The 24958-nt window shown below is 61.4% G+C and carries 21 protein-coding genes and 2 pseudogenes; 10 read left to right on the forward strand and 13 right to left on the reverse strand.

Annotated elements, in window-relative coordinates:
• Positions 1-12 precede the first annotated feature (12 nt).
• The 3 genes from AC5Y4D_RS07045 to AC5Y4D_RS07055 are packed head-to-tail and all read left to right on the forward strand — an operon-like array spanning position 13 to position 2488.
• Complete coding sequence (locus AC5Y4D_RS07045; protein ID WP_500036840.1) at positions 13-960, forward strand: ATP-binding cassette domain-containing protein; 948 nt, start codon at positions 13-15, stop codon at positions 958-960.
• Positions 957-1700 carry an ABC transporter permease gene (locus tag AC5Y4D_RS07050; RefSeq protein ID WP_500036841.1) on the forward strand — a complete coding sequence of 248 codons (744 nt, stop codon included), beginning with the start codon at positions 957-959 and terminating at the stop codon, positions 1698-1700. Before AC5Y4D_RS07045 ends, AC5Y4D_RS07050 begins: the two co-directional genes overlap by 4 nt.
• Complete coding sequence (locus tag AC5Y4D_RS07055; protein WP_500036842.1) at positions 1697-2488, forward strand: ABC transporter permease; 792 nt, start codon at positions 1697-1699, stop codon at positions 2486-2488. The genes AC5Y4D_RS07050 and AC5Y4D_RS07055 overlap by 4 nt, the downstream gene beginning before the upstream one ends.
• Positions 2489-2599: 111 nt before the next feature.
• Here AC5Y4D_RS07055 and AC5Y4D_RS07060 read toward each other — a convergent pair whose 3' ends face one another.
• Together AC5Y4D_RS07060 and AC5Y4D_RS07065 are read right to left on the reverse strand one after the other, a co-directional pair.
• On the reverse strand, positions 2600-3358 hold the full coding sequence (locus tag AC5Y4D_RS07060) for a phthiotriol/phenolphthiotriol dimycocerosates methyltransferase (protein WP_500036907.1): 759 nt from the start codon (positions 3356-3358) through the stop codon (positions 2600-2602).
• Positions 3359-3561: 203 nt separating this feature from the next.
• Positions 3562-4275 (reverse strand): annotated as a pseudogene (locus AC5Y4D_RS07065) (glycosyltransferase family protein); the annotation flags it as partial.
• A 116-nt stretch (positions 4276-4391) separates the two neighbouring features.
• On the opposite strand from AC5Y4D_RS07065, the gene AC5Y4D_RS07070 reads away from it, so the two are divergent.
• Positions 4392-5120 (forward strand): glycosyltransferase family 2 protein, encoded by a 729-nt coding sequence (locus tag AC5Y4D_RS07070; RefSeq protein ID WP_500036908.1) that lies wholly within the window; start codon positions 4392-4394, stop codon positions 5118-5120.
• On the opposite strand, the gene AC5Y4D_RS07075 is transcribed toward AC5Y4D_RS07070, so the two are convergent.
• Positions 5095-5382, reverse strand: coding sequence for a hypothetical protein (locus AC5Y4D_RS07075; protein ID WP_500036843.1), 288 nt, complete (start codon positions 5380-5382; stop codon positions 5095-5097). The genes AC5Y4D_RS07070 and AC5Y4D_RS07075 overlap by 26 nt on opposite strands.
• A 292-nt stretch (positions 5383-5674) precedes the next feature.
• Between AC5Y4D_RS07075 and gmd the strand changes: the two genes are divergently transcribed.
• From gmd to AC5Y4D_RS07090, 3 genes are all read left to right on the forward strand, one after another.
• Entirely contained in the window at positions 5675-6697 is a 1023-nt protein-coding gene (gene gmd, locus AC5Y4D_RS07080; protein ID WP_500036844.1) for a GDP-mannose 4,6-dehydratase, read from the forward strand.
• Entirely contained in the window at positions 6694-7662 is a 969-nt protein-coding gene (locus tag AC5Y4D_RS07085) for a GDP-L-fucose synthase family protein (protein WP_500036845.1), read from the forward strand. The genes gmd and AC5Y4D_RS07085 overlap by 4 nt, the downstream gene beginning before the upstream one ends.
• Before the next feature lie 267 nt (positions 7663-7929).
• A complete protein-coding gene (locus AC5Y4D_RS07090) occupies positions 7930-8820 on the forward strand; it encodes a hypothetical protein (protein WP_500036846.1) in 891 nt (296 codons plus the stop codon).
• A gap of 189 nt (positions 8821-9009) precedes the next feature.
• Here the strand turns inward: AC5Y4D_RS07090 and AC5Y4D_RS07095 are convergent, their stop codons facing one another.
• The 5 genes from AC5Y4D_RS07095 to AC5Y4D_RS07115 all read right to left on the reverse strand — a co-directional run bounded on the left by AC5Y4D_RS07095 (position 9010) and on the right by AC5Y4D_RS07115 (position 15085).
• Positions 9010-10236, reverse strand: a complete 1227-nt coding sequence (locus tag AC5Y4D_RS07095) for a glycosyltransferase (RefSeq protein WP_500036847.1) — start codon at positions 10234-10236, stop codon at positions 9010-9012.
• Positions 10233-10889 (reverse strand): acetyltransferase, encoded by a 657-nt coding sequence (locus tag AC5Y4D_RS07100; RefSeq protein WP_500036848.1) that lies wholly within the window; start codon positions 10887-10889, stop codon positions 10233-10235. Before AC5Y4D_RS07100 ends, AC5Y4D_RS07095 begins: the two co-directional genes overlap by 4 nt.
• The gene (locus tag AC5Y4D_RS07105; protein ID WP_500036849.1) at positions 10879-11985 is read right to left on the reverse strand and encodes a DegT/DnrJ/EryC1/StrS family aminotransferase; all 1107 of its coding nucleotides are present in this window, start codon (positions 11983-11985) and stop codon (positions 10879-10881) included. Before AC5Y4D_RS07105 ends, AC5Y4D_RS07100 begins: the two co-directional genes overlap by 11 nt.
• 387 nt (positions 11986-12372) lie before the next feature.
• Entirely contained in the window at positions 12373-13131 is a 759-nt protein-coding gene (locus AC5Y4D_RS07110) for a class I SAM-dependent methyltransferase (RefSeq protein WP_500036850.1), read from the reverse strand.
• 319 nt (positions 13132-13450) lie between these two features.
• A complete protein-coding gene (locus AC5Y4D_RS07115; protein WP_500036851.1) occupies positions 13451-15085 on the reverse strand; it encodes a hypothetical protein in 1635 nt (544 codons plus the stop codon).
• Between the two features lie 148 nt (positions 15086-15233).
• On the opposite strand from AC5Y4D_RS07115, the gene AC5Y4D_RS07120 reads away from it, so the two are divergent.
• The 3 genes from AC5Y4D_RS07120 (at position 15234) to AC5Y4D_RS07130 (ending at position 17132) form a co-directional block, all read left to right on the forward strand.
• Entirely contained in the window at positions 15234-15701 is a 468-nt protein-coding gene (locus AC5Y4D_RS07120; RefSeq protein WP_500036852.1) for a GtrA family protein, read from the forward strand.
• Positions 15702-15857: 156 nt separating this feature from the next.
• Positions 15858-16874, forward strand: coding sequence for a CDP-glucose 4,6-dehydratase (rfbG, locus tag AC5Y4D_RS07125; RefSeq protein ID WP_500036853.1), 1017 nt, complete (start codon positions 15858-15860; stop codon positions 16872-16874).
• A gap of 48 nt (positions 16875-16922) precedes the next feature.
• The gene (locus AC5Y4D_RS07130; protein WP_500036854.1) at positions 16923-17132 is read left to right on the forward strand and encodes a dodecin; all 210 of its coding nucleotides are present in this window, start codon (positions 16923-16925) and stop codon (positions 17130-17132) included.
• Positions 17133-17138: 6 nt separating this feature from the next.
• Here AC5Y4D_RS07130 and lipL read toward each other — a convergent pair whose 3' ends face one another.
• From lipL to mutA, 5 genes and pseudogenes are all read right to left on the reverse strand, one after another.
• The gene (gene lipL, locus AC5Y4D_RS07135; RefSeq protein ID WP_499944583.1) at positions 17139-18425 is read right to left on the reverse strand and encodes an esterase/beta-lactamase LipL; all 1287 of its coding nucleotides are present in this window, start codon (positions 18423-18425) and stop codon (positions 17139-17141) included.
• A 53-nt stretch (positions 18426-18478) separates the two neighbouring features.
• Positions 18479-19479: pseudogene (gene meaB / locus AC5Y4D_RS07140) on the reverse strand (methylmalonyl Co-A mutase-associated GTPase MeaB).
• Positions 19480-20763, reverse strand: a complete 1284-nt coding sequence (locus tag AC5Y4D_RS07145) for an Rv1490 family membrane protein (protein ID WP_500036855.1) — start codon at positions 20761-20763, stop codon at positions 19480-19482.
• Positions 20764-20775: 12 nt separating this feature from the next.
• Positions 20776-23037: a methylmalonyl-CoA mutase gene (gene scpA / locus AC5Y4D_RS07150; protein ID WP_500036856.1), complete on the reverse strand. Its 2262-nt coding sequence runs from the start codon at positions 23035-23037 to the stop codon at positions 20776-20778.
• Position 23038: 1 nt separating this feature from the next.
• Positions 23039-24898: a methylmalonyl-CoA mutase small subunit gene (mutA, locus tag AC5Y4D_RS07155; protein WP_500036857.1), complete on the reverse strand. Its 1860-nt coding sequence runs from the start codon at positions 24896-24898 to the stop codon at positions 23039-23041.
• Between the last annotated feature and the right edge of the window lie 60 nt (positions 24899-24958).

Below are 24958 nucleotides of genomic sequence, written 5' to 3' on the forward strand. Positions count from 1 at the left end.
AATACTCGCCCGGTGGCCCAACATGCGGTCGAGGTCGATGGCCTCACAAAGACATTCGGGGGAAACGCTCACGCGCTGCGTGGGGTCGATTTCTCCGTTCCCGCGGGTTCAGTGTGCGCCATCCTGGGCCACAACGGCGCCGGCAAGACGACCACCTTGAACATCCTGTGCACACTGCTCCGCCCCACCTCGGGCCGCGCGCTGGTCGCCGGGTACGACGTCGCCCGCCAATCGGCCAAAGTACGCTCGGAGATCGGGATCACCGGCCAGTTCACCGCGGTCGACCCGATGCTGACCGCGCGGGAGAATCTAGTCCTGTTCGGACGTATGCGCGGACTCGGTCGCAGACACGCCAAGGCCCGCGCTGACGAGCTGATCGGCCAGTTCGACCTCGTCGCGGCGGCCGATCGACGAGTATCAACGTTCTCCGGCGGCATGTGGCGCAGGGTCGACCTAGCCAGCGCGCTGGTGGTGACACCCAAGGTGCTGTTCCTCGACGAACCCACCACGGGACTCGACCCGCGTAGCCGCCGCGACGTGTGGAGCATCGTCAGTTCGCTGGCCGAGCAGGACGTCACAGTGCTGCTCACCACCCAGTACCTTGAAGAGGCCGACGTACTCAGCGATTCCATCGTGGTTTTCGACCATGGACAGGTGATCGCCAACGGCACCGCCGCGGACCTCAAGCGCCAGGTAGGCATGAGCTACTGCGAGGTCACGCCCGCCAATCCGACGGACCTGCCGCAGGTCGCCGAGGCGCTGGCCGGTCTCGACGGCATCGACCTGGACGCCGACAACAACTCGGTCTCGGTGCTTGCCCGCGATGGCGTGGCGACCCTGGGTGAGGTATTCCGCCGGCTTGACTCCATCGGCATCGAGATCGCCGACATCTCCTTGCGTAAACCTTCGCTCGACGAGGCGTTCTTGCACCTGACTAGTCAGACCGTCCCGCAAGCATGACCGCGCTGGTTGCCCTCACCGAGAGATCGCTGCGCAACACGCTGCGCGATGCCGGAATCATCTTTGAGATATTCGTGCCCATCATCAGCCTTATCGGGCTGACCATGGCTACTCACGGGCTCATCGATACCGGCCGTCTGACGTATCCGCAGTACGTATTGCCTGCGGTAGTTGTCCAGTCGATGATCATGGCCGCGGCGCTCACCGCAGACCGCGCGGGCCGTGATCGCTGGTTCGGGCTGGGCACACGGTTGCGAACCATGCCGATCACCGCCATGGCACCGGTAGGCGCGCGTATCACTGCCACGCTCGTGCGGGCGTCGATCGCCCTGACGGCGACCATGCTCGCTGGACATGCATTCGGTTTTCGGATGGCAGGCGGACCTGTCTATGGATTGGCTTTCATTGTGCTCGCCTTGGTCCTATGCCTGGCCGTCTCGTTGGGGGCTGACGCTTTGGGGTCCAGCGGCGGCAGCATCGAAACAACGAGTCAAATGCTGCTGATCCCCCAGCTGATGCTCATCCTGCTGTCCACCGGAGTCGCACCGGAGAAGACCTTTCCCGAGTGGGTGCGGCCGTTCGTGCGAAATCAACCCGTCTCGCAGACCGCCGAAACACTGCGCGGTCTGGCGAGCGGGCAGATACCTGTCGACCATGCGAAGGCGGCCTTGGGATGGTGTTTGGGCATGTTGTTGGTCTTCGGCGCAATCACCCTGCGGATGCAGAGGCGCTGCCGATGAACTCAAAGATGGGCGCCCTGAACGCTCTGTTGAGCCAGAGTTGGCTGCACGCCGGTCGGATCATGATTCGGTGGCGGCGTGAACCGGCGGCGGTGCTGGCTACGGTGATTCTGCCCATTTGCCTGTTGGTGGTCTATAAGGCTGTATTGGGCGAGCAGATCCACAAAGTCACTGGTGTCGACAGCATCTACGGGCTGGTCCCGATGTGTGCCGTGCTGGCCGGGATGTTCGGCGCGCTGGGCGGCGCCGTCGGCATCCCGATGGAGCGGTCGTCCGGGTTGCTCAGCCGCATGTGGGTGCTGCCGGTGCACCGAGCGAGCGCGATCGGCGGACGGTTGATCGCCGAAGCAGCGCGCGCATTCTTGGGCACCATCCTCATCACCGCCGTCGGATCTGCGATGGGTCTGCGCTTTGCGCATGGCTGGCATACCGCTCTGGCGTACATAATCATTCCGCCGCTCGTGGTGGTCGGGTTCACCGCCTTGGTGCTGACTCTGGCAGTTCGCAGCAACGGACGCGCCATTGTGACGTATCTGGCGGCCGCAATCACCTCGCTGGTCTTCATCAGTTCCGGTACTACGCCCGTCGCGCTCTTCCCGCACTGGTTGCAGCCGGTTGTCCGGATGCAGCCGATGTCGCCACCCATCGAGGTGATGCGCGCGTTAGCCAACGAAGGCCCGCTGCTGCTGCCGCTGGTGCTGACTCTCGGCTGGGCGATCGCCTTGATTGCGTTGTTCATTCCGCTGGCGGTCCGCGGGTATAGGGCCGCCGCTGAGTGCAGCGCGTGAGCTGAGCTGACGCGATCGGCGCCCCCAGCTTGGCTCGGCCGCTGCGGTCTGACTGGACCTCGACCAATCTCAGGGGTTGCCACCAGCCTAAGATCGGTCAAGCTCGCGGTTTCAGTCCTTAACGAATTGGTAAATGCGGTACGAAAAAACTCCCGCCTGCGCCCAGTCGTAGAGACTTCCTCCGGGAATGCCGGCCTGATCACGCGCGTAGCGCTGCAAGAACTTGGGTAGCCGCCGACTGATCACGGCTTCTATCCTCGGAGAACGTTCTTTCATTCCCCGCTTCACCTCTTCGTCGATGACCCGTTTCGAGACGAGCCGCAGCGGAACCTCAGCCAGCACCGTTTCCCAGTCGTCTACCAAGTGGGACACGCGGAAGTCGGTGTACAGGAGATGTCCGCCGGGACGCAGCACGCGTGCAACTTCTTCAAAAAACCGCGAAAGGTGCGGGTAGTGATGGGAGGCTTCGACGTTAATTACTGCATCGAAGGATTCGTCATCAAAGGGTAGGTCCTCGGCGTCGCCCTGCACGAAGTCAAGCCCTGGGATTTGATGCCGCTTGCGGCAAAACGCAATCCCCGCTGCATTCAGATCCAGGCCGGTGTAGGAAGCCGGCTTGAACGTGCGCGTCAGGTAGGAGGCGCCCCCACCATGGCCGCAGCTCACCTCAAGCACGCGCAGTCCGGCGAGATCGATCTGGGTAGCTGTCTGATGGTAGAGCTGGATGCAATAGCGATCAGGCTCGTCCGACGCCGACAAGGGAATTCCCAGCGGCGGTTCTTCTTCGTAGGCGAAGTTGATGAATAACATTTCGTCGCCGCCCATCAGGCGGGTTCCGATCGGATAGCCGTACTTGGCTACGGCTTTCATGACGAACGGGCTGGATCTGACTCTCGCGCGAAGACTCACCCGGTGAGTATGTCAAAGCATCGCGGGTCGAGTTATCGCTTCCCGAATTTGGTACTGCGAAGGCTGCGCCCTCGGTCGACCAGTGCGGCGCTCTCCCCCGCCATGGCAGCTGTCAGCATGGCCTTCGCGCGCCATCCTGACGGGCCCTCGCCCATCAGCGCTCCTGGGAACTCGTCACGCCACTTGCGACCGTGAACCCGACCCAAACCGCGCACCAGCGCGAAATTGGCGTTCCACTCGTATCTCCAACTTCCGAAATTGGCCTTCGCGGTCTTGCCGCCGAAGTGGTTTATGTACGCCATTTCGGTGACATAAACGCCATAGCCGGCCTTTCGGGCACGCAAGGCCAAGTCCAGATCAATCCCCCACCCGTAGCGCCCAAAGCTGCGCAGATCCATACCGTCGAGGGCGTCCCAACACAAACAAGACATCATCAGCGCCGTTCCCTCAACGGCTGGCACTGCCCGATATTGTTCTCGGGGTAGGTAATTGGCCGCGCCGGGTCGTTGCTCAGGTATAGCACAGGGAAACCCCTGATCGATCATTGGGCCGACAATGCCCGCGTCGGCCGGAAGGCTCGGATGGAGCAGGCCGTCGACGAAGCCTTTCGAGAGGCGGGTATCGTTGTTGAGGGTCATCGCGTGGGAGTAGCCCTCGGAGAACGCAATTCGGAAGCCTAGGTCGCTACCTCCGGCCCAGCCTAGGTTTTCACCGGGTGTTGTGACCCGCTCGTTGCCGATTTTAGGGTAGTCACCTCGGTTGTCAACGATCACGTAGTCGGCGCCTTCGCGTTCTAGGTCGTCGACAAGGGCGTGCGTGTACTCGTGTTGGCCAAACACCGGCACGGCGATGAGCAACGACACGAAGTAACCGTACATTGGCTGCGGCTCGCGCGAAGCAATTCCGACCGAGGCCATACGTCGATGCAGTCCGGACACAGCAATCGCCGCTGGACACCTGCGTCCACTGCTAGCATCGCGCCGTGGCCGAGACCATGTTTTCGCTTATTGTCCCGACGTTCAATGTCGCGTCGAGTTTGTCTGACACGCTCGCCAGCGTCGCCCGTCAGACCTACGGCGACTACGAACTGATCGTAATGGACGGCGGTTCGACCGACGGCACCGTAGATATCGCGGAGAGCTTTCGGCCCCGCTTATCACAGAGGCTGATAGTTCGGAGTGCTCCTGACGACGGTGTTTACGACGCCATGAACCGCGGTGTCGATGAGTGTAGCGGTGCGTGGGTATTCTTCTTGGGCGGCGACGACACCTTGCACGACGACGAGACGCTCGCAAACGTGGCTGCGTTCATTGGTCAAAACCAGACGAGCGATCTCGTGTATGGCGATGTAGTCATGCGTTCCACCTCCTCCCGCTATGCCGGCGCTTTCGACCTCGACCGCCTCCTTTTCGAGAAAAATATCTGCCATCAATCGATGTTTTACCGCCGTGAGCTTTTCGCTGGCATCGGACCCTACAATCTTCGCTACCGGCGTTGGGCGGACTGGGATTTCAATATCCGTTGTTTCTCGAATCCCGCACTAGATATCCAGTACATGGACCTCGTCGTCGCGAACTTTAACGACGTTTCCGGGTTAAGCAACGGCAGAGATAGGGAGATGGAAAAGCGCCTACCCCTCTATCTCAAGGCGTCGGCTATTGAAACCTTGAATCGAAAACTGGTTCGGCTCAACCGACTCAGACGAAGCAAAGGTCTTCGGTGAAGCTGGCCCGCAAACTAGAGTCATGCTCGAGGTCGGTACCGGCTCGCTGAACCAGAGCTTTGCCAGCCAAATTGAGTGCCGAGTACACGTTGTTGGAATCGGGCAGCCCGATTGGCGCGTTGGAGGTCCGGCTCGCGCCTCGGGGATTGCTAAGTTCCAGCGACCGGATCGACACATCGCGGAAGCTCGGCGCAGCCGCGATCCGCAGGTAGCTTTCGTTGCTGATCGCGGCCGTGTCGCCGGGCAGCCTCGTCGCCGACACTACCTGCGACCTGTACTTAACAGTCCCCGCAGGGCCTCCTGGCTCGGAGACCAACACAGCAGGATCAGTTTGATATAAATTAGAAAAGGTCTGCACCACAGCGCATCTCATCGATTTCAATTGATGCATTGCTTACCACAGTCACCAACTATGCTGCATTGGCAAGGTTACATCAGCCGTCGATTCCTTCGAGCTACCCGGCTGCAACATCTAAAATGAAGCCACGCCAGCGACAAGCCGGCTACAGCAACACTAGGAGCGAGACAGCCACCATGGGACCTGTAGGAATCAGATGAAGCGAGCGCTGATAACTGGAATTACGGGACAGGATGGCTCCTACCTCGCCGAACTGTTACTGAGCAAAGGCTACGAGGTTCACGGCCTCATCCGCCGGGCTTCGACGTTCAACACTTCGCGAATCGACCATCTGTACGTGGACCCACACGATCCGGACGCAAAACTGTTCTTGCACTACGGAGACCTCATTGACGGGACCCGACTGGTAACCCTGCTGAGCACGATCGAACCCGATGAGGTGTATAACCTCGCGGCACAGTCGCATGTCCGCGTCAGTTTCGACGAACCCGTACACACTGGGGATACGACTGGCACGGGGTCCATGCGTTTGCTCGAAGCGGTTCGACTGTCCCGCGTGCAGTGCCGCTTCTACCAGGCGTCATCGTCGGAGATGTTTGGCGCGTCCCCACCGCCGCAGAATGAGCTGACGCCGTTCTATCCGCGGTCACCGTATGGTGCAGCAAAGGTTTACTCCTACTGGGTAACCCGAAACTATCGCGAGGCTTACGGACTGTTCGCGGTGAATGGCATCTTGTTCAATCACGAATCACCACGCCGCGGCGAAACATTCGTGACGCGAAAGATCACGCGAGCTGTGGCCCGAATCAAAGCGGGCATCCAGTCTGACGTCTATATGGGCAACCTCGATGCCGTCCGCGACTGGGGTTACGCGCCTGAATATGTCGAAGGCATGTGGCGAATGTTGCAGGCTTCAGAGCCCGATGATTACGTCCTGGCGACGGGACGCGGATACACCGTGCAGGAATTTGCGCAGACGGCGTTCGAGCATGCCGGACTCGACTGGCAGGAGCACGTGAAGTTCGACGAGCGTTATCTCAGGCCAACTGAAGTTGATTCGCTTATCGGAGACGCGTCAAAGGCGGCCGATGTCCTAGGGTGGCAGGCTTCCGTGCACACCGGTGAACTCGCACGAATCATGGTCGACGCCGATGTCGCTGCGCTCGAGTACGAGGGCAGACCATGGATAGACACGCCAGTTGTTTCGGGTCTGACATGACTGTGGACACTGCCGTCGGCAAACTCGACCGCGCCAGCCCAATATACATTGCTGGTCACCGCGGATTGGTCGGGTCTGCTCTGGTGCGCAATTTCGCTGGCGAAGGCTTCACCAACCTGATACTTAGGTCGAGCAGCGAAGTCGATTTGACAGATCGGGCCGCGACATTCGACTTCGTCCTTGAGTCGAGCCCGCACGTCGTGATCGACGCAGCAGCCATGGTCGGTGGCATCATGGCCAACGACACCTATCCCGCTGATTTCCTCTCAAAAAACTTGCAGATCCAGGTCAATTTGCTAGATGCCGCGGTTGCCGCGAGGGTCCCGCGATTACTGTTCCTCGGCTCGTCGTGCATCTATCCGAAGTTTAGCCCGCAGCCCATCCCGGAAACTGCCCTGCTCACTGGACCGCTCGAGCCCACCAACGATGCCTATGCGATCGCGAAAATCGCTGGCATAATCCAAGTCCAGGCGGTGCGGCGCCAACATGGCCTGCCTTGGATCTCGGCGATGCCGACTAACCTTTACGGGCCGGGTGACAATTTTTCTCCCTCCGGCTCCCATCTACTGCCAGCTCTGATCCGCCGGTATGAGAAGGCGCGATCCAGCGCCACGCCAGAGGTGGCTAATTGGGGCACTGGAAAGCCCCGTCGCGAGTTGCTGCATGTCGATGATCTGGCAAGCGCGTGTTTACACCTGCTGGAACACTTCGACGGCCCTGATCAAGTCAACGTCGGCACCGGCGTTGACCACACCGTCCGTGAAATCGCCGAACTGGTGGCCGCAGCGGTGGGTTATTGTGGCGAAACCCGCTGGGATGCAAGCAAACCCGATGGAACACCGCGCAAGCTGTTGGATGTTTCAGTGCTCCACAGGACTGGTTGGCAACACAGAATCACACTGCGCCAGGGAATCGAGAGCACGGTGGCGTGGTACCGGGAGAACGCGAGCACCGTGCGGCAGTGAACAAGCCTGGCGACCCTACTCGGGCTCAATAACATCAGCTCAACGGAGAGTTCGAAACAACCTGGGGCGTCCGCCCATTCGATCCCTCCACTCGCGCAAGTAAGCTCGATACATTGGACACAATCAACTAGACCACTGCTTACGAGGTCAGCTCAGGGCGACCGGGTCGCGGTCAAGATAGGCTATCTTAATCCTGGATAATCACAGCCATCGCTTGTGGCCTGAGCCCGGCGCGGGACGCTGACGGAAGGCCGGAGAAGGACGAACTTGAGTCTCCTCAGCAGAGTCGTAGAGCTCGCAGAGCGACTGAACAGTGGTCAGGTCAAGCAGCTCACTTTGACCGGCCGGGAGTTGGCCTGGCGTGTGCGGGAGTTTGAATCAATCAACACGTTCTCGGACGTAGAATTCTCGGTGTTCAGCCAGTTCGGGGACGACGGCATCATCCAGTGGCTCATCCACCGTCTTCCCGGCCTCCAAGAGACGTTCGTCGAATTCGGGGTGGAGTCTTATCAGGAGGCCAACACCAGATTTCTGCTCGTAAACAACAACTGGAGCGGCTTGGTTATGGACGGCTCCAAGCAGAACATCGATGCCATCAGGCGTGATGAGATTTCCTGGCGCCACGAACTTCAGAGCACGTGCGCGTTCGTGACTGCCGAAAATATCGATCAATTACTACGGGAACATGGATTCGAAGGTGACATTGGACTTTTAAATATCGACATCGACGGCAACGACTATTGGGTGTGGCGTGCTCTCACAGCGATACGCCCCGCAATCGCCATCATCGAATACAACAGCGTGTTCGGAGTAGAGCGGTCGATCACCATCCCCTACGATGTGAATTTCAGGAGAGGGCAGCCATTCAGCGTTCTGTACTGTGGCGCCTCGTTGTCCGCCCTCTGCGACCTAGCCCAGTCCATGGGATATGACTTCGTCGGAAGCAACAGCGCGGGAAATAACGCCTATTTCGTCCGATCCGATTTGCATCACGGTCTCAAGCCCCTCACAGCCGCAGAGGGCTACGTAAAGTCCAGATTTGCGGAATCCAGAGATAGTAAAGGCCGGCTGACATATCTCCGCGGTGAGAGTCGGCTAGCTTCCATTCGTGGATTGCCAGTGTTCAACACCCGGACGGGCACCACCGAAAAGCTATAAATCGCACCCCCAATCCGTCCGCATTGAAAATTCTGGTAGCTTCGGACCGAGCTCACGTTCCGACATACTAAAACATTCTGTGAGCATTTTCTAAACCAGTTATCGATGTCGGAAACATTTGCGTTCCTCTATAAGCCCGAATATCGTTGATCTCCGAGTTGAGCACGTCACCCCTGAGTCAGTCTTATTTCATCGAGGTGACTGCCGGCGCTCCATGACCGAAATGGCAGCCTGAACCAGCACATTGCCGCACCTGTTACGGCGGCTATGCCCTCTGGCCAGGAGTTCGGCCGGATGGGGCGGGACCGACGCATCGAACTCCGCGTAGCTTGACGACATGGCCTCTCCCAATGAGGCTGGATCCCTCGACTTGAAGTAGCGCACCCCGGGCTCGTCGAGCTCGAGATTGACGGGGATATTGGAGACAATGCAGGGTACGCCGAGGGCAACGGCATCGTAAACGGCACCGCCGCCCGGCCCGCCCTCAAACATCGTCGGCTGGATCAGTGCCACTGACCCGCGCAGCAGCGCAATTTGATCCGGCTTTGGGATGCGGCCCAAGATCATCACCCTGTCCTCAATGCCTCGTTCTCTTAATAGTTGCTCCAACCTCGGGAAGTGATGGGGGTCCCGATAGTCGGATGTGTCCCCAGTGCAGACCAATTGGAGCTCCGGATGGGCACGGGCTAGGGTCGCGAACGCCGTAAAGGCCGTGCCATGGTCCTTGTGCTTCCAGAACTGATTGCAGATGATGAAGTAATTTGAGTCCACCGAGTACTTCGCGCGAGCGACGTCCGGCTCAAGCTCAAACCAGGCCGGCCGGGGCGCCGCGCTGAAGGGGAGAGCTACGACTTGTGCAGAAGCGGCTGGAAAGTAGGTCCGGACGTCGCTCGCCACGCTACGAGAGTTGACGATTACCGCTTCAGCGTCTCGCAGCATGCACCCCATGGCAAGGTCACGTTGCGCCACCTCCAGCGGCGAAAAAAAGTGCGGCAGATATTTGTGTTGCATATCGTACAGGTAGCCGAGCCAGGGAATCTCGGAGTCGAATGTCAGAGTCTCGAACGAAGGCAACAAAATATCGAGTTGCAGCTGCCAAAAGGCGCGACGGATCGCAGCGCTACCTGAGTCGATTTCATGGAGCTGAATTGTTGCACCAGTATTAGCGATTGGCGCCGACAGATCGTGCAATTCCGGCGCACGCGGTGGTGCCACAGATTGGCCCCGGAGATGTTTGGCAATGCGATACAACCTCGCCTCGAGGGCGTGAATGGCGACGCGCGGACCTCGGGTCGGGATAAGAATATGGATCTCGACGGAGCGATCGGCCGCCGCCAAACTTTCGCAAATTGTACGCAGGAAGTCGATACCGCCCTCCCACTCGATGAACTTGTGCCCAAGGACGCCAATCTTCATGCAGGTCGGTCCTTAAGAAGGCGAGCCGGAACCCCAACGTATACACCGGGATTGGCGATGGACCGCGTGACAACGGCTCCAGCCCCAATGACAGTATCCGAGCCGATACTCAGCATTTCCAGAATGCGTGCACCGGTGCCTATTAGACACGCGTCGCCAAGAGTGACGCGCCCCGAAATGCCAGCGCCGGGATTGATGACATTGTAAGAACCTATCCGAGCGTCGTGGCCGACAGTGCAGTTCCAGTTGAATAGATTGAAATCGCCAATGTCTATATCGCAGGTCATGACCGTACCCTGGGTGATCATGTTGCCCTGGCCCAGCCGGACTAGACGCAGATCGATCTCCAGCGCCGGGTGCACGAGATTTGGAAACCTCAGCGCCGGGTTAGCAAGCAACTTGCTCGCGATACGGCGGCGTATCCCGGGATAGCCTGCACCAACAACGACATCGGCTTCGACGTCTCGATTCAATAGTTGCTCATCCAGCAGCTCCACCTGGCCGAACGGCAGGATCATGCCTAGCTTGCCCGCACTATCGGTGACATAGCGGATGTGCGACCACCTTTCTTTCATCGGGTCGATGCGCCGCGCTAACTGCGCGGCTTCCTTGGCCAGCCCGCCGGCTCCTGCGATCAGCAAATCACGTGGCATGTGCGTAGAAGTCGTCGATCGCCGCGGCGATCTCCTCCACATGCTGCTGCTGCAGCCCAGGCCAGCTGGGCAAATTTATTCCGCGCCAAGCTAGGTCCTCGGCTACCCGATGCTTGCGATAATTTTGGGCATACATGGGCATGGTGTGCACTGGATAGAACAACGGTCGCGTCTCGATTCCGGAGGCGGTGAGATGCTGGCGCAGTGCTTCGCGCTGGTCTGCTTGCTCGACGAGAATGGAAAACATCCAGTAGCTGTGGATCGCATCCGGCGATTCTCTATGGACTTCGACCGGCAGGTGGCGCAAGGCGGCGGTATAGCGCGCAGCAAGATCACGCTTACGCGCAATAAAATGGTCGGCACGTTCTAGCTGGGCCAGCCCGATCGCCGCTTCTATGTTGGTCATGCGGTAGTTGTAGCCGACTACGTCATGCCAGTACTCACGATGCGCGGCCAAACCCTGGCCTTTCAGGTGACGCACTCGTTCAATAAGCGTCTTGTCGTTGGATGCCACCATCCCCCCTTCGCCAGTGGTAATGGTCTTATTGCCGAAAAAACTAAATGTCGCGACATCACCGAACGTGCCCACGTGGCGGCCTTTGTACAGCGCACCAAAGGCCTCGGCGCAGTCCTCCACCACGAATAGGCGGTGCTCCTCAGCGATGGCGGCGATCGAGTCCATGTCGCAGGCATGTCCGTAGAGATGCACCGGCAGAATGGCGCGGGTACGCGCGGTGATGTGGCGGCGAATATCTGCGGGATCAATCTGCCAGGTAGACCGCAACGAATCGACGAATACAGGAGTCGCGCCCGTATAGGCAATGGCGTTGACCGCAGCGATGTAAGTCAGCGTAGGCACGATAACCTCGTCACCCGGTCCGATACCCAGCGCCATCAATGCAACGTGTAGTGCCACGGTGCCATTGCACACGGAGGCTGCATGCTTTACGCCGATTCGCTCGGCGAACCGAAACTCGAATTTATTGACGAAGAGGCCACGGGAAGAGATCCACGAAGTGTCCAGGCACTCCATGACATACTTTTTCTCATTACCGTTCAAGTCGGGTTGGTATATGGGAATTCGATACTGGCTCAAGACGGCAATCCTTGTGTTTTGAAAAGCGGTGGGAGATGAGGATCTGTCCCGATGCGGAGACCGTACGACAAAACTACCGAAGTTTGCCTCGGCATGTTGTAGGTCTGTTCGGGCTCGGTTCGCCGCAGCACGTTGAGGACGCTGCAAAAGTCAGTCGGCACCACGGACTCCAACTGGGGGCGCGGCCGTGTATTTCTGGCCGCATGAGGTCGGCAACAGAGCTCCGCATCGCGCCACATGCCAAATGGCTCGTACTCTCTCATCAACACCAGACGCGCCCAACAAGGCACCGCCTTGGCCAGTGATTTTACGGTTCGCGCTTGTATGTCGACTGGCTCCTATCCCGCTTCAAAGTCGAAATGCGAGCGTGCCAATACCCCGAATGGACTAAACCCCGTCGGCACCAATCAAACTCCGGTGGTCGTTCCAGGTTCGCGAACCAAGGACGCGCGGCGGCAACGTGCGGAGAATTCCAGAGACTCGTGGCGCGGTAAGCAGCCGCAGGGCAGCCTTGTTCAGATTCTTTCTCGTCCAGATGTGCAGCGCCCCCGAAGTATAAAAATTCATCCCGAATGTCTTACCGATGAACTCCAACGTGGAACTCTGGTAGAACGTGACGTGCTGGCCGGCAGTGAAAGAGTAATACCACCAATTCTCCGGAGCCGGTGGTTGCCCAGTGAAGAGTTCAGTCGTGAAAAGGATCGTGTCGGTGTTAGTGCCGCGCAGCAGCTCCGCGACGAAGTCCATTGGGTCCGGAAGGTGCTCCATCACCTCAAAGGCCGTAACTGCGGTATAAGAAACGTCCTTCGCATCGTCCACCTCAAAGCCCCGCGCAATCAGATTAGGGCTGTACTTGTCCGACCAATAAAAGTCAAAACCGAGGTCACGCATCAGGCGAGTAAAAATACCATAGCCTCCAGCTGCGTCGAGGAATCGACCGCGGCGGTCGAAAAGAAACAACAGGACCGGTGACGTCAGCCGAGCGAGGTCCAGGTTCCGCTGGAGGATGCCTGTGTCCGCCGATGCCACCGGACTTTCATAGGCTTCATCGAGCCAGTATGGCTGCTCCACCTGCAAAGCACCGCAGCTGGTGCAAAAGTAAAACTGGGCCTCGTATTTGCGGAGAACCTTCTGACTGAACTCCATCCGGGTACTGCAGTTGCAGATGCGGCACAACACTTTCCGACCCCTCCGTAGACTCCGCCCGCTGATCAAACCAGCACTTCCGCTAACCGAACGCCCCTACCACCTGGATCGCCGTCAACTTGGTCATCCTAGCAACGACAAACCTTCAAAACTGGGAATCGACTGATGGCAGTCCCTGCGACAGCAAGACTGAGACGGCCCACCAGAATGCGGAACGCTCCTCAGGTCGAGCTCGGGCCGTGCTGTGTTAAGCGGGCGCCTAACAGAGAGTGTGCATTGCCAGGCAACGTGATTCTCAGACGAATGACCACACTGCCAACTACGACCCCATGGTGTCAGAGTCGGTACCGCGACAGCTGTCACTCGCGCCTTTCGACGTTGCGGCGAAGCGTTCTGATTGATTGGTCCTGCGTGTCGCTACTCCGAAAAACAGGCCTAGGCCCACGGCAAGCAACGCCGGCCCGATCGCAAGCATGCCGCGAACCGCGGTAGACGTGGCCTGAACGAGCGACCCATTTAACCACATGCGGTTCCGCGCTCCCGTGTTGTCCGCATCAGCGGGTCGCATTTCAGACGGCATGATACTCCTGACATCAGGATCATCCAAAATATGGGCGAACTCATCTTTATTTGGAAATGTCACATCTACAAGTAAACGTTTATCTTTAACGTCAAGAAACTCGTTATTATTAGTCGCCATATATGCCGTGGCATTCAACATCTGCTGATGCGCCGATTTGTTCCAATCGCCCGCCTGAAGGACGGCCATATAATAGCCCAGCGTGGATATCAATGCCACGACAGTGAACACCCATGCCACAGCAGCCGGTTGCGCATAGCGACTCAGCCGCCGACCAGATGATGCGTCAGCCAGTGTGAATACAGCCGTCAAGGCCACTGGGTAGACAGGAAGTAGTATGTCCATGTACCGCACCCCGATAATGGTCCCACGACCATACGCGACGATCGCAAGCTGAACTGCGACCCACCCGACGATACCCACTGCTACCCATGCCCGGTCGCTAACGCCAGGGCGCTTGGTCAACGTATGCCGGCAGAACCAAACCGCAGGTCCTTGGATGCCGATCACTCCAAAAACGGTGGGGCCCGCCAGGAAAAGAAATCCGAGAACAAACGATAACAGGCCAACCTTCGAACCTGTAGTGACCGACATTTCCCATAGCAGCATGGCCACAGCAGTTAAGGTCAGGACGGCCACCCCGGCATATTCGCGACCGCCGCGGCTTCGCACTTTCGTCGCCAGTTGCAGGCATGCCAATACCACAACGGTCAAAATTGCGGCAATCCCTGACGATGAAAAGGACAAGTAGCTGCAAGTAGCGGCTATCAAGCCGGCAAACCAAAGCGGAGAAAACGGGCGTGCCCGAGCAAAAGCGACGATAGTGGCAACGCCGAACAACAACGTGAAGTAGAAGTGAAAGTTGAAACCCAGCAGCGCGTTCTCGTATCCAATGGGAAGTGCAAAAACAACTGCGATGAAGCCTGCGAACAGGATGCGCCGACGTGGGGCGATGAGCGGCATCAATAGGGCCGCAAGCCAGGTGATCAGCGCTGTATGCACGATTGCGCAGATGATCATCTCTAAGCGCGTGTTCCACTCGCCGGCCAACTCAAGATGCAACAACGTGAGTAGCCGGGTGAAGACGATGCGGTGTTCGTTATGCGGGCGTAACAGGTCGCTTACGGAATACGTGCCATGCAAGTAAGGCACATACGTAACGACCCCCTCCCCGTCCCATTGGTCGAGTATTGGCATGGGCGAGCCAAGTTTCGCGATAATCAGCAGTTTCGCACCGAAAACCGTGCATGCGATCGCGGTCAGTAGAGCGAACTCTCTAGTCCGTCCCGGTTGGCCGTCCGCGGTTGATGCGGCCTGGTGCTGTCGGGAGACACGGCCGGCGACGTCCGGTGTCGATTCATCCTCAGCGGGCACGCATGTACCTCCCTCGACTGTTAGCGCGTGCTTCGACTGCGGAAAGCCTACGGACGACGAGTAGGCCTCGGGCCGTTACCTGCTAATCCCTGGCGAGTTTGGCTGATTTCAGCCCCAACTGGCTGCTGAACAAGTAATTTGGGTTTGCATGGACCTCTCGGTATCGGGCCTAATCGCCTACGCAGATGGTGAGGCGACCCGGAAGAAGCTCCGCTACGCGTGGGTGTCGCTGCTGTTCTTGCCTTTCGGCCAAGGTCTGCTGCAACTCATGGGGCCATGGCTTAATGACTACGTCACCGCATCAATTCTGGCAGCTTCCATCGCGACGATCCCAAATTTCTTCGCAAACAAACACCTGGTCTGGCGCGTAAAGTCGGATCGTCATTTGCACCGGCAAGTGCTGTGCTTCTGGCTAGCTGTGATGCTGGGCGTCACGCTGGCCACTTTGTTCACCTACCTTGTCGAGAAGGCGATTGCTGAACACGTCACCCTCCTTCGAGGCATTGCCGTACTCTTCGCACAGCTTCTAGGGTTCGGTCTGGTATGGGTCGGCCGCTTCTATGTCCTCGACCGATGGCTTTTCAAGCAGCCGGGCGTCAACGCGCACGCTGCGTGAGCCCGCAGAGACGCGCCTCAAGCGGCCGATAGCATGGGTAGGTCACTCACTACCTCGAGGGGGACCTACATCTCTGGGTTCGAAGTTGTTAGGCGGAACGCGGGGGCTCAATCCGTCACGTCCGCAAACCAGGAGTCTCGGGCACCTGCTTAGACCATGCGCTACCTAATCACCGGCCACACCGGCTTCAAAGGCCCGTGGCTAAGCTTGCTCCTGCAAAGTCGCGGTCATCAATCAGCGGGCTTGGCGCTAGCTCCCCCCGAAGGCAGCCTTTTCGAGCGGGTCCTCCTCACTGAACTGCTGGCGACCGACCATCGCGTCGACATCCGCGACGCCGAGGCAACGAAGGCAGCGATCCAGGACACCGCCCCCGACGTCGTGATCCATATGGCCGCCCAGTCGCAGGTCCGTGAGTCATACCGGGAACCGCGCTACACCTATGAGACCAACGCCATGGGCACACTCAACGTGTTAGAGGCGGTCAACACATGTCCATCGGTTCGGGCTCAGCTAGTGATCACCACCGACAAGGTGTATCGCAACGTCGACCAGGAAGCCGGCTACGTCGAGACCGACTCCCTTGGCGGCGATGACCCCTACAGCGCCTCCAAGGCGATGGCCGACCTGCTTACCCAATCCTGGATCCGCAGCTACCCCGGCTGTCCCACCGCGATCGCCCGAGGCGGGAACGTGATCGGCGGCGGCGACGTCAGCCCTGAGCGCCTGATGCCCGACCTGGTGCGCGCCTACTCGTCAGGCCGAGCACCATTGCTGCGGTTTCCCCATGCGGTGCGGCCCTGGCAGCATGTACTCGACTGCCTCAACGGTTATCTGACAATTGTCGACGCGTTGCTGGCCGGATCGGGGCTGGGACAGTGGAATATCGGACCGGGCCGGGACAGCTTCGTCGAAGTCGGAGAAGTCGCCACGTTGGCTGCCGACCTCTGGGGTGGCGGTGCCGACTGGCAGAAGCAACCCGGCGACCATCCCCACGAGGCGAACCTGCTCGCCCTCGACGCCACCAAGGCGCAACGCGAACTTGGTTGGCGCAACCGCCTGGACTTCCGCGAGGCGATCGCCTGGACCATCGATTGGGAACGTCGGGTGCATGAGGGCGCCGATGCACTGGAATTGACCCAACAGCAAATCGCCGCTTTCGAGGGCCTCCGTTGACCGTTCCGCACATATAGAGTCGCGGTACCAGCGCAGCGAAGGGACGCGATGACCAATCACACCTACCGCGTCAGGAATTGTCGGCACCCACCCGACGGAGTTGACGCCGCAATCAAAAGCGGCCTGGCTCGGGCATCGGAGACCATGCGGAACCTGGACTGGTTTGAAGTGCAGTCGGTTCGTGGTCACCTGGTAGACGGCAACGTTGCGCACTACCAGGTCACCATGAAAGTCGGCTTCCGACTGGAAGATTCGTAGGGAGGGCTACCCCGCGACCGCCCCCGGCTCCGAGTACGGCGCCCCCAGTCCGTGCACCGGCCGGTAGCCGCGCTTGCGCGCCTTCGCCGCGCCCTGACGGATCAGCGCGTACAGACCGACGAAGGCGGCGTGATCGGTCAGCACCAGCGGCGTAAGCAGCCGGTTGTGCACAACGGCGATCGCCAGTCCCGTCTCCGGGTCGGCCCATCCGACTGAGCCGCCGAGACCCACGTGGCCGAACCCCGGCATCACGTTCCCGATGGGCAGCGCGTGGTAGCCGAGGTGGAAGGCCATCGGCACGAAGATGTTGCGGTCGCGTTGCCTGATCCGCTCCCCGGTCAACCCGGCGACCAGACGCCGCGACAGGAACCGGGTGCCGTCGACCTCGCCGCCGTTGGCGATCGCACCGTACATCCGCGCCAGCGCCCGCGCGGTCACCACGCCGTTGGCAGCGGGGATCTCGGCGTCCAGCATCGCCATGTTCCCCGACACCGAGGCGATGACACCCGGAAAGTACATGGAGCGGTAACCGCCGGAGAAGCTATTGGCGATCTTCTGGATCGCGTAGTTGACGATCGGGGTGCCGGCGATGTCCTGCGGCATGATGATCTCGGCGGCGCGGGTCGGCGAATCAGCTGGCGGCCGGCCGAGGTGGAACCCGTCGGTGCCCAGCGGCTTGGCGAGTTCCTCGCGGAACAGCACCCGCATGTCCTTGCCGGTGACCGCGCGGGCCAGCCCCGACATCAGCCAGCCGAACGTCAGCGCGTGATAGGCGGGTTGACCCAGCAGGCGTCCCGGCGACGCCGCTGCCAGCCGCTCCTCCATCTCGACGTGGTCGAAGATGTTCGCCTGCGTGGCCCCGCGCAGACCCGACAGGCCGGCGGTGTGCTTCATGACGTCGCGGACCGTCATGTCGGCTTTGCCGTTGGCGCCGAAGGCGTGCCAGTACTCGGCGACGGGTGCGTCGTAGTCGATCAGGCCGCGATCGGCCAGGCGGTGGATGACCGTGGCGGCCATGCCCTTGGTTGCCGAGAAGACCATGGGAGCGGTGTCGGCCGACCACGGCACGTCGCCGTCCCGGTCGGCCCAGCCCTTCCAGACATCGACGACGGGTTGCCCGTCGAGATAGACGGCCAGCGCGCCGCCGCCGAAGCGGTGACCGGGCCACATGGTGGAAAACGCACGAACAACGCAGCCGAAGTGGGAGTCCGCGGCGCCGAACACACCATGCCCTGCGTCAGGGGCATCGTGGGCAGGAACAGCGCGGCGATTGACTCCGATGTCTACCGTCACGAATCCGAATTTACTTCACCCGTCTAACTGCTTGCGGGCAAACCCCGACATATTTACCGATCCGTTAACTCGTCGCTATCCCAAGTATTTGCTGGGCGGCTAACGCGGGAGTCAGCTCACCCTCGCGAACCCGACGTTCGACGTCGCGGCGGATCTTGCGCACGTCGGGGTTGGACAACACCCGGTCCAGCACGGCGTCACGGACCATCTGCCAGGTCCAGTCGACCTGCTGGTCACGGCGGCGCTCCTCGAACCTCCCGGCTTCGGTAAGTACCGCGCGGTGCTTTTCGACGGTCTCCCACAGCTCGGCCAATCCGGTCGCCTCGAGTGCGCTCATGGTGAGAACCGGTGGCCGCCAAAGCGTTTCACGCGGATAGATCAACCTGATCGCCCCGGAGAGTTCGCGGGCGGCCATCTTGGCGTCCTTGAGGTGCGCACCGTCGGCCTTGTTGACCACCACGATGTCGGCCAGCTCCAGCACGCCTTTCTTGATGCCCTGCAACTGATCCCCGGTCCGCGCCAGGGTCAGCAACACGAACGTGTCGACCATGTTGGCGACCGCCACCTCGGACTGGCCGACGCCCACGGTCTCGATCAGGATCACGTCGAAACCCGCGGCCTCCAGCAGCACGACCGTTTCCCGGGTCGCCTTTGCCACGCCGCCCAAGGTCCCCGAGGTCGGAGACGGCCGGATGTAGGCGTCGGGGTGCACCGCCAGGTGTGCCATCCGGGTCTTGTCCCCCAGAATCGAACCGCCGGTACGCGTCGAGGACGGGTCGACCGCCAGCACCGCGACCTTGTGGCCGCGGTCGATCACGTGCATGCCGAGGGCTTCGATGCTGGTCGACTTGCCGACGCCGGGCACTCCGGTGATGCCGACCCGGTGAGCGTTGCCCGAGTCGGGCAACAACTGCAGGAGTAGCTGCTGGGCCCGTTCCCGATGATCCTTGCGGGTGGACTCCAACAGCGTGATGGCCCGGGGCAGAGCCGCGCGGTCACCGCCGCGGACGGCGTCGGCGAGCGCCTCGACGGTCTCGTTGGATCGCGATGCCATCTAGGGTCTCGCGCCGACGGTGTGTGCGCCCGCAGCGTTGGGCACCCCGAGCGCCGGACCTCCGACGTGGGCGGTATGGCCAATCGGTATGGCAAGCAGAACGACGGCCGCGACGAATATCCGGAACGTTCTTGTCGACGGCGGTTGTTCGAGCTCTGGCCGGTCAATCGCGTACAGGAGGTACACAACGACGACGTCGAACGTGATCAACACCCACCAGCGCGTCCAGTCACAACCCGTCATGAACAACGGAACAAACGCTGCGAGCGCCAGAACGGGCAGCGCTGTCTTGCCGGACAGCTCACCGAAGAACACCTTCAACGGCACGCCCGAGAAGAATCGGAGCACCCCGATGACGGCGACGAAGATCACCAATCCGAGTAGGAAGGACGCGACGAGTGAGGCGGCGCCGAGTTGCGTCGTACTGCGAACGGCGTCAACGAAATCGAGATCGACCTGCTTGATCACGTTGCAGACGAAATCGTGGTAGTCGGACTTGCTCTCCTCGTGACCGAGGATGAAATTCGCTGTCTTCTCCGGCGAGGCCGAGATCGCAAAGGGGTCGTCGATCATCCGGTGCGGAAGTTGAGCACACAACTGCGGTGCGATGTTTCGTCGTCCCAGCGCTGCGACCAGCAGCGTCGCGATGAAACCAGGTCCCACCGCCAGACCCGCGTAGCTCCACTGCCGAAGCGGCGTTACATCCTTGACCAGCACCAGGATTGCCAGCACAGCCCCGAGCGCGAAGACGATGGGAATCGCCTCGTGCATCAAGGCCAGCACCGCGAGTGCGAGCCCGTACAGTGCACAAGCGACCGACGTCGACCGGACATTTCGGGATGACCTGAGGAAAATCGCCAACGCCACCAACGCGGCCATTCCCCACAATTCCGGACGCGGCGAAAACAGGTAAAAGGCAAGGGAGAACGGCAAAATCGGGACAAGCAGCGCAAGCATTACCCGACGCTCCGACCGGGTTCCGCTGAAAAGAATCACCCAAACAAGCCCACCGACGGCAACCGCCCATATCACCGCGGGTGCCCACATCACCGCGTAAGCGGCGGTGAAATAGTCGTCGCGGGGAAAGAACTCGATCAGTTGGCCGGCGAGTCCGCGGCGCACGAACCCGAACCGGTAGTTGACGCCGTAATACGACAACGAATAGATCGCCGTCGAGTACACGGCCACCACGAAGTACAGGCAAACGAGGGTCCACAGACCCAGGCCGACCGCCAATAGGGCATAGACCCGACCGCGCTTGTCAGCGACGGGCGTGTATCTCACCGGAATCTATCCTCAGCCCAGCTCGTACCCCAGGCGCTCGGCGAGCTTGCCCAGCAAGCCGATTGCCGCGTCGGCAATCACCGTCCCCGGCGGGAAGATCGCGGCCGCCCCCGCCTCGTACAGCTCGTCGAAGTCGCCGGGGGGTATGACGCCGCCGACCACGACCATGATGTCGGGCCGGCCGACCTCGGCCAGCGCGTCGCGCAACGCCGGCACCAGGGTCAGGTGGCCGGCCGCCAGCGACGACACCCCGACGACGTGCACGTCGTTGTCGGCGGCCTGGCGGGCCACCTCCTCGGGGGTGGAGAACAGCGACCCGACGTCGACGTCGAAACCGATGTCGGCGAACGCGGTCGCAATCACCTTCTGGCCGCGGTCGTGGCCGTCCTGGCCCATCTTGGCAATCAGGATCCTGGGCCGGCGGCCGTCGGCCTCGGCGAACTTCTCCACTAGGTCAGTGGCTTTGGAAAGCGGGGTGATGTTGTCGCCTCCCTGGATTTCATCACGGTAAACGCCTGCGATGGTGCGGATCTCGGCCTGGTGCCGACCGTAGACCTGCTCCAGCGCATCGGAGATCTCCCCCACGGTGGCCTTGGCCCGGGCCGCGTTGATCGCCAGCGCCATCAGGTTGTTGCCGAGTCCGTCCTCACCGGCCGGACCCTGCGCGCCGGCCGCCCGGGTCAGCTCGGCCAGTGCGGCCTCGACGGCATCGGAGTCCCGATTCGCCCGCAGCTCTTGCAGTTTCGCGAGTTGTTCGGCGCGCACCCGGCTGTTCTCGACCTTGAGCACTTCGATCTCTTGGTCCTCGACCACCTGGTACTTGTTCACCCCGATCACCGGCTGCTGGCCGGAGTCGATGCGGGCCTGGGTGCGGGCGGCGGCTTCCTCGATGCGCAGCTTCGGGATGCCTTCGCTGATCGCCTGGGCCATGCCACCGTGTTCGGCGACCTCTTCGATGTGAGCGCGGGCCTGCTGGGCGAGCTGATGGGTCAGCCACTCCACGTAATACGAGCCCGCCCACGGGTCGATGGGCCTGGTGGTGCCGGACTCCTGCTGTAGCACCAGCTGGGTGTTGCGTGCGATGCGGGCCGAGAAGTCGGTGGGCAGCGCCAGTGCCTCGTCGAGGGCGTTGGTGTGCAGCGACTGGGTGTGGCCCTGGGTCGCGGCCATGGCCTCGATGCAGGTGCGGGCGACGTTGTTGAACACGTCCTGAGCGGTCAGCGACCACCCCGAGGTCTGCGAATGAGTGCGCAGCGACAGCGATTTGGCGTTCTTCGGGTCGAACTTGGCGACCAGCTCGCTCCACAGCAGCCGCCCCGCCCGCAGCTTGGCGACCTCCATGAAGAAGTTCATCCCGATGCCCCAGAAGAAGGACAGCCGCGGGGCGAACTTGTCGATGTCCAAGCCGGCGTCCAAGCCTGCCTTGATGTACTCCACCCCGTCGGCCAGCGTGTACGCCAGCTCCAAATCCGCTGTGGCGCCGGCCTCTTGGATGTGATAGCCGGAGATCGAGATGGAGTTGAACTTCGGCATCTTGGCGCTGGTGTAGGCGAAGATGTCGGAGATGATCCGCATGGACGGCTTGGGCGGATAGATGTAGGTGTTGCGCACCATGAACTCTTTGAGGATGTCGTTCTGGATGGTGCCGGCCAGCTTCTCCGGCGGCACCCCCTGCTCCTCGGCCGCAACGACATACAGCGCCAGGATCGGTAGCACCGCACCGTTCATCGTCATCGACACCGACACCGCCGACAGGTCGATGCCGTCGAACAACTGCCGCATGTCCAAGATGGAATCGATTGCCACACCGGCCATTCCGACGTCACCCTGCACGCGCGGGTGGTCGGAGTCGTAGCCGCGGTGGGTGGCCAGGTCGAAGGCCACCGACAGCCCCTTCTGGCCGGCGGCCAGGTTGCGGCGGTAGAACGCGTTGGATTCCGCGGCGGTGGAGAAGCCCGCGTACTGGCGGATCGTCCACGGCTGGTTGACATACATCGTCGGGTAGGGGCCGCGCACGAACGGCGGCTCGCCGGGAAAGCTGTTGAGCGGATAACCCGCTTCTCCGGCATCGCGCCGGTCTTCGGCGATGTAGACGGGCTTGACGTCGATGCCTTCCGGCGTCTGCCATTGCAACTGGTCGGGGGTGTACCAGTGGGCTTTCGCGGCCGCCTCGACGTACGTCTCGACCGCCTCCGGGGTGGGCTTGGGCACGGTCCGATCGCCGTTGAGGGGGATCTCGGCGAAGTTGCCGATTGTGGGGACTGTGGCAGTCACGTCAGGCTCCCAACCGGTTGAGCAGATCCGAAAGCGCTTGTACCGCATTGATTTTCATGGTCAGGAACTCGTCGAGCCGATGCTCGCTCTCCCCGACGGCCTTTTCCGGCCCGGCCAGGTACACCCGCTCGATCCCCGCATCACGTGCCGCCTTGACGACGTCGGACACCTCCTCGGCGTAGCGCTTGTCGGTGCCGCAGATCACCGCGACACCGAGCGACCCGGACGCCTCTACGGCTTTGCCGACCCCGGCGGCGTCGACCGTTCCCGGATTGACCACGTCGATGCCGCCCGAGGCCAGCAGGTTGGTCGCGAACGTGGTGCGGATGTTGTGCTCGGCCAACGGTCCCAGCGGCAGCAGCAGCACTTGCGGCCGGATCTCGTGTTCGGCGAAGTAGGCATCCGAACGGTCGCGCAGCGCCTCGAATTCAGCGGCGTAACGCACGACGTGGCCGGCCCGGCCCAACGAATCACCCTGCGGGAGCGGCGCTTCACCGAGGTTGGGGAATTCGTTGACACCGGTGATCGCGACCCGTCGGTGCGCGACGTCGTCGGCTCGTTTAGCGGCCAGCTCGTTCAACTGATCCTTCAGGTAATCCTGGGCGTCGACGAACCCGCCTTCGGATTCGATGGACTGAAAGTGCGCCCACGCCTGCTCGGCCAGCTGTTTGGTGAGGTCCTCGACGAACCACGACCCGCCGGCCGGGTCGAGCACCCGCCCCACGTGGGACTCTTCGAGCAGCAGCAACTGGGTGTTGCGGGCGATGCGCCGCGCGAAACTGGTTGCCGTGCCGGGCCAGCCGCCGGGGATGGCCACGTCGAACGCGTAGACCAGCACCGTGTCGGCGCCACCGACGCCTGCCCCGAAGGCCGCCAGGGTGCAGCGCAGCATGTTCACCCACGGGTCACGCTGGGTCATCATCGGCAACGACGTCTCGGCGTGTACCACCGCGGCGCCGCCGTCCGGGTCACCTGCCACCTCGGCAACGCGCGCCCACAGCTGCCGCACCGCGCGCACCTTTGCCAGCGTCATGAACTGGTCGTCGTCGGCGGCGAGCCGGAAACTGATCTGGCGCAACGCATCCGGAACTGACAGCCCAGCTTCGGTGAGCGCCCGCAGGTAGGCCACCGCCGCGGCGATCGTGCCGGCAAGTTCCCACGCAGCGGTGGCACCCAAATTGTGGAATGCCGGTCCGTCGACGGTGATGGCCCGCACCCCGTGTTTGCCAGCGGCGCGGCCGGCAACGGCGCACACGTCGTCGAGCGGCGCGGCGTTGCGGTCGCTCAGCGACGCGGTCAGCGGGTCGGCTCCCAAATCGACCGACACGGTGGCGCGCTGGTCTTCGGCGACCGCGTCCACCAGCGACAGCATCGCGTCGGCGGCCGCGACGAAGTCAGCGCCCGCATCCAGAATCACCGGCGCCATGCTCAAGTGCACCCCGTCGAGGAGGGCTCCGAGTTGGGCGGGAGCTACCCCCGACTCCCCCACCCGGATCAGCAGCGCGCTGACCCCTTCCCCGAGCGCGGCGAGCAGAGCCGAGTTCGCCTCGTCGACGGCGAGGCCGGGCAGCGGGAACGCCTCTGCCACCTTCCAACCGGACTTGACGTCGCGCAGCGGGTCGGCGCCACGTAGGAACGGCCATTGGCCGGGCAGCGGCGGCTCCGGCAGCTCGTCGAACGCGGTGTAGAGCGGCCTGATCGCGAAACCGTCGTAGGTCGGCGTGTCCAGCCGATGCTCGGGTTCGTCACCCAGCTCGGCCGGGTCGCTACGGGTGCTCTTGGACAGCACACCGGCGACGGCGTGGCGCCAACGCCCGCGAACCTGTTCTAGGTCCGCCAGCTCGGGTACGTCAATGGACACCGATTGCTCCTGTTTTCCCAGCACCATCGAGTTTGCTTGAGGGATGCAACTCGCAAATCA

This window comes from Mycobacterium sp. NGS67 (genome assembly GCF_059812185.1).

Bases quoted from the DNA above. Each gene is read 5' to 3' on its own strand.
- AC5Y4D_RS07050 (WP_500036841.1), top strand. From the start codon at position 957: ATGACCGCGCTGGTTGCCCTCACCGAGAGATCGCTGCGCAACACGCTG.
- AC5Y4D_RS07055 (WP_500036842.1), top strand. From the start codon at position 1,697: ATGAACTCAAAGATGGGCGCCCTGAACGCTCTGTTGAGCCAGAGTTGG.
- AC5Y4D_RS07060 (WP_500036907.1), bottom strand. From the start codon at position 3,358: ATGAAAGCCGTAGCCAAGTACGGCTATCCGATCGGAACCCGCCTGATG.
- AC5Y4D_RS07070 (WP_500036908.1), top strand. From the start codon at position 4,392: ATGTTTTCGCTTATTGTCCCGACGTTCAATGTCGCGTCGAGTTTGTCT.
- gmd (WP_500036844.1), top strand. From the start codon at position 5,675: ATGAAGCGAGCGCTGATAACTGGAATTACGGGACAGGATGGCTCCTAC.
- AC5Y4D_RS07085 (WP_500036845.1), top strand. From the start codon at position 6,694: ATGACTGTGGACACTGCCGTCGGCAAACTCGACCGCGCCAGCCCAATA.
- AC5Y4D_RS07095 (WP_500036847.1), bottom strand. From the start codon at position 10,236: ATGAAGATTGGCGTCCTTGGGCACAAGTTCATCGAGTGGGAGGGCGGT.
- AC5Y4D_RS07100 (WP_500036848.1), bottom strand. From the start codon at position 10,889: ATGCCACGTGATTTGCTGATCGCAGGAGCCGGCGGGCTGGCCAAGGAA.
- AC5Y4D_RS07110 (WP_500036850.1), bottom strand. From the start codon at position 13,131: ATGGAGTTCAGTCAGAAGGTTCTCCGCAAATACGAGGCCCAGTTTTAC.
- AC5Y4D_RS07120 (WP_500036852.1), top strand. From the start codon at position 15,234: ATGGACCTCTCGGTATCGGGCCTAATCGCCTACGCAGATGGTGAGGCG.
- rfbG (WP_500036853.1), top strand. From the start codon at position 15,858: ATGCGCTACCTAATCACCGGCCACACCGGCTTCAAAGGCCCGTGGCTA.
- AC5Y4D_RS07130 (WP_500036854.1), top strand. From the start codon at position 16,923: ATGACCAATCACACCTACCGCGTCAGGAATTGTCGGCACCCACCCGAC.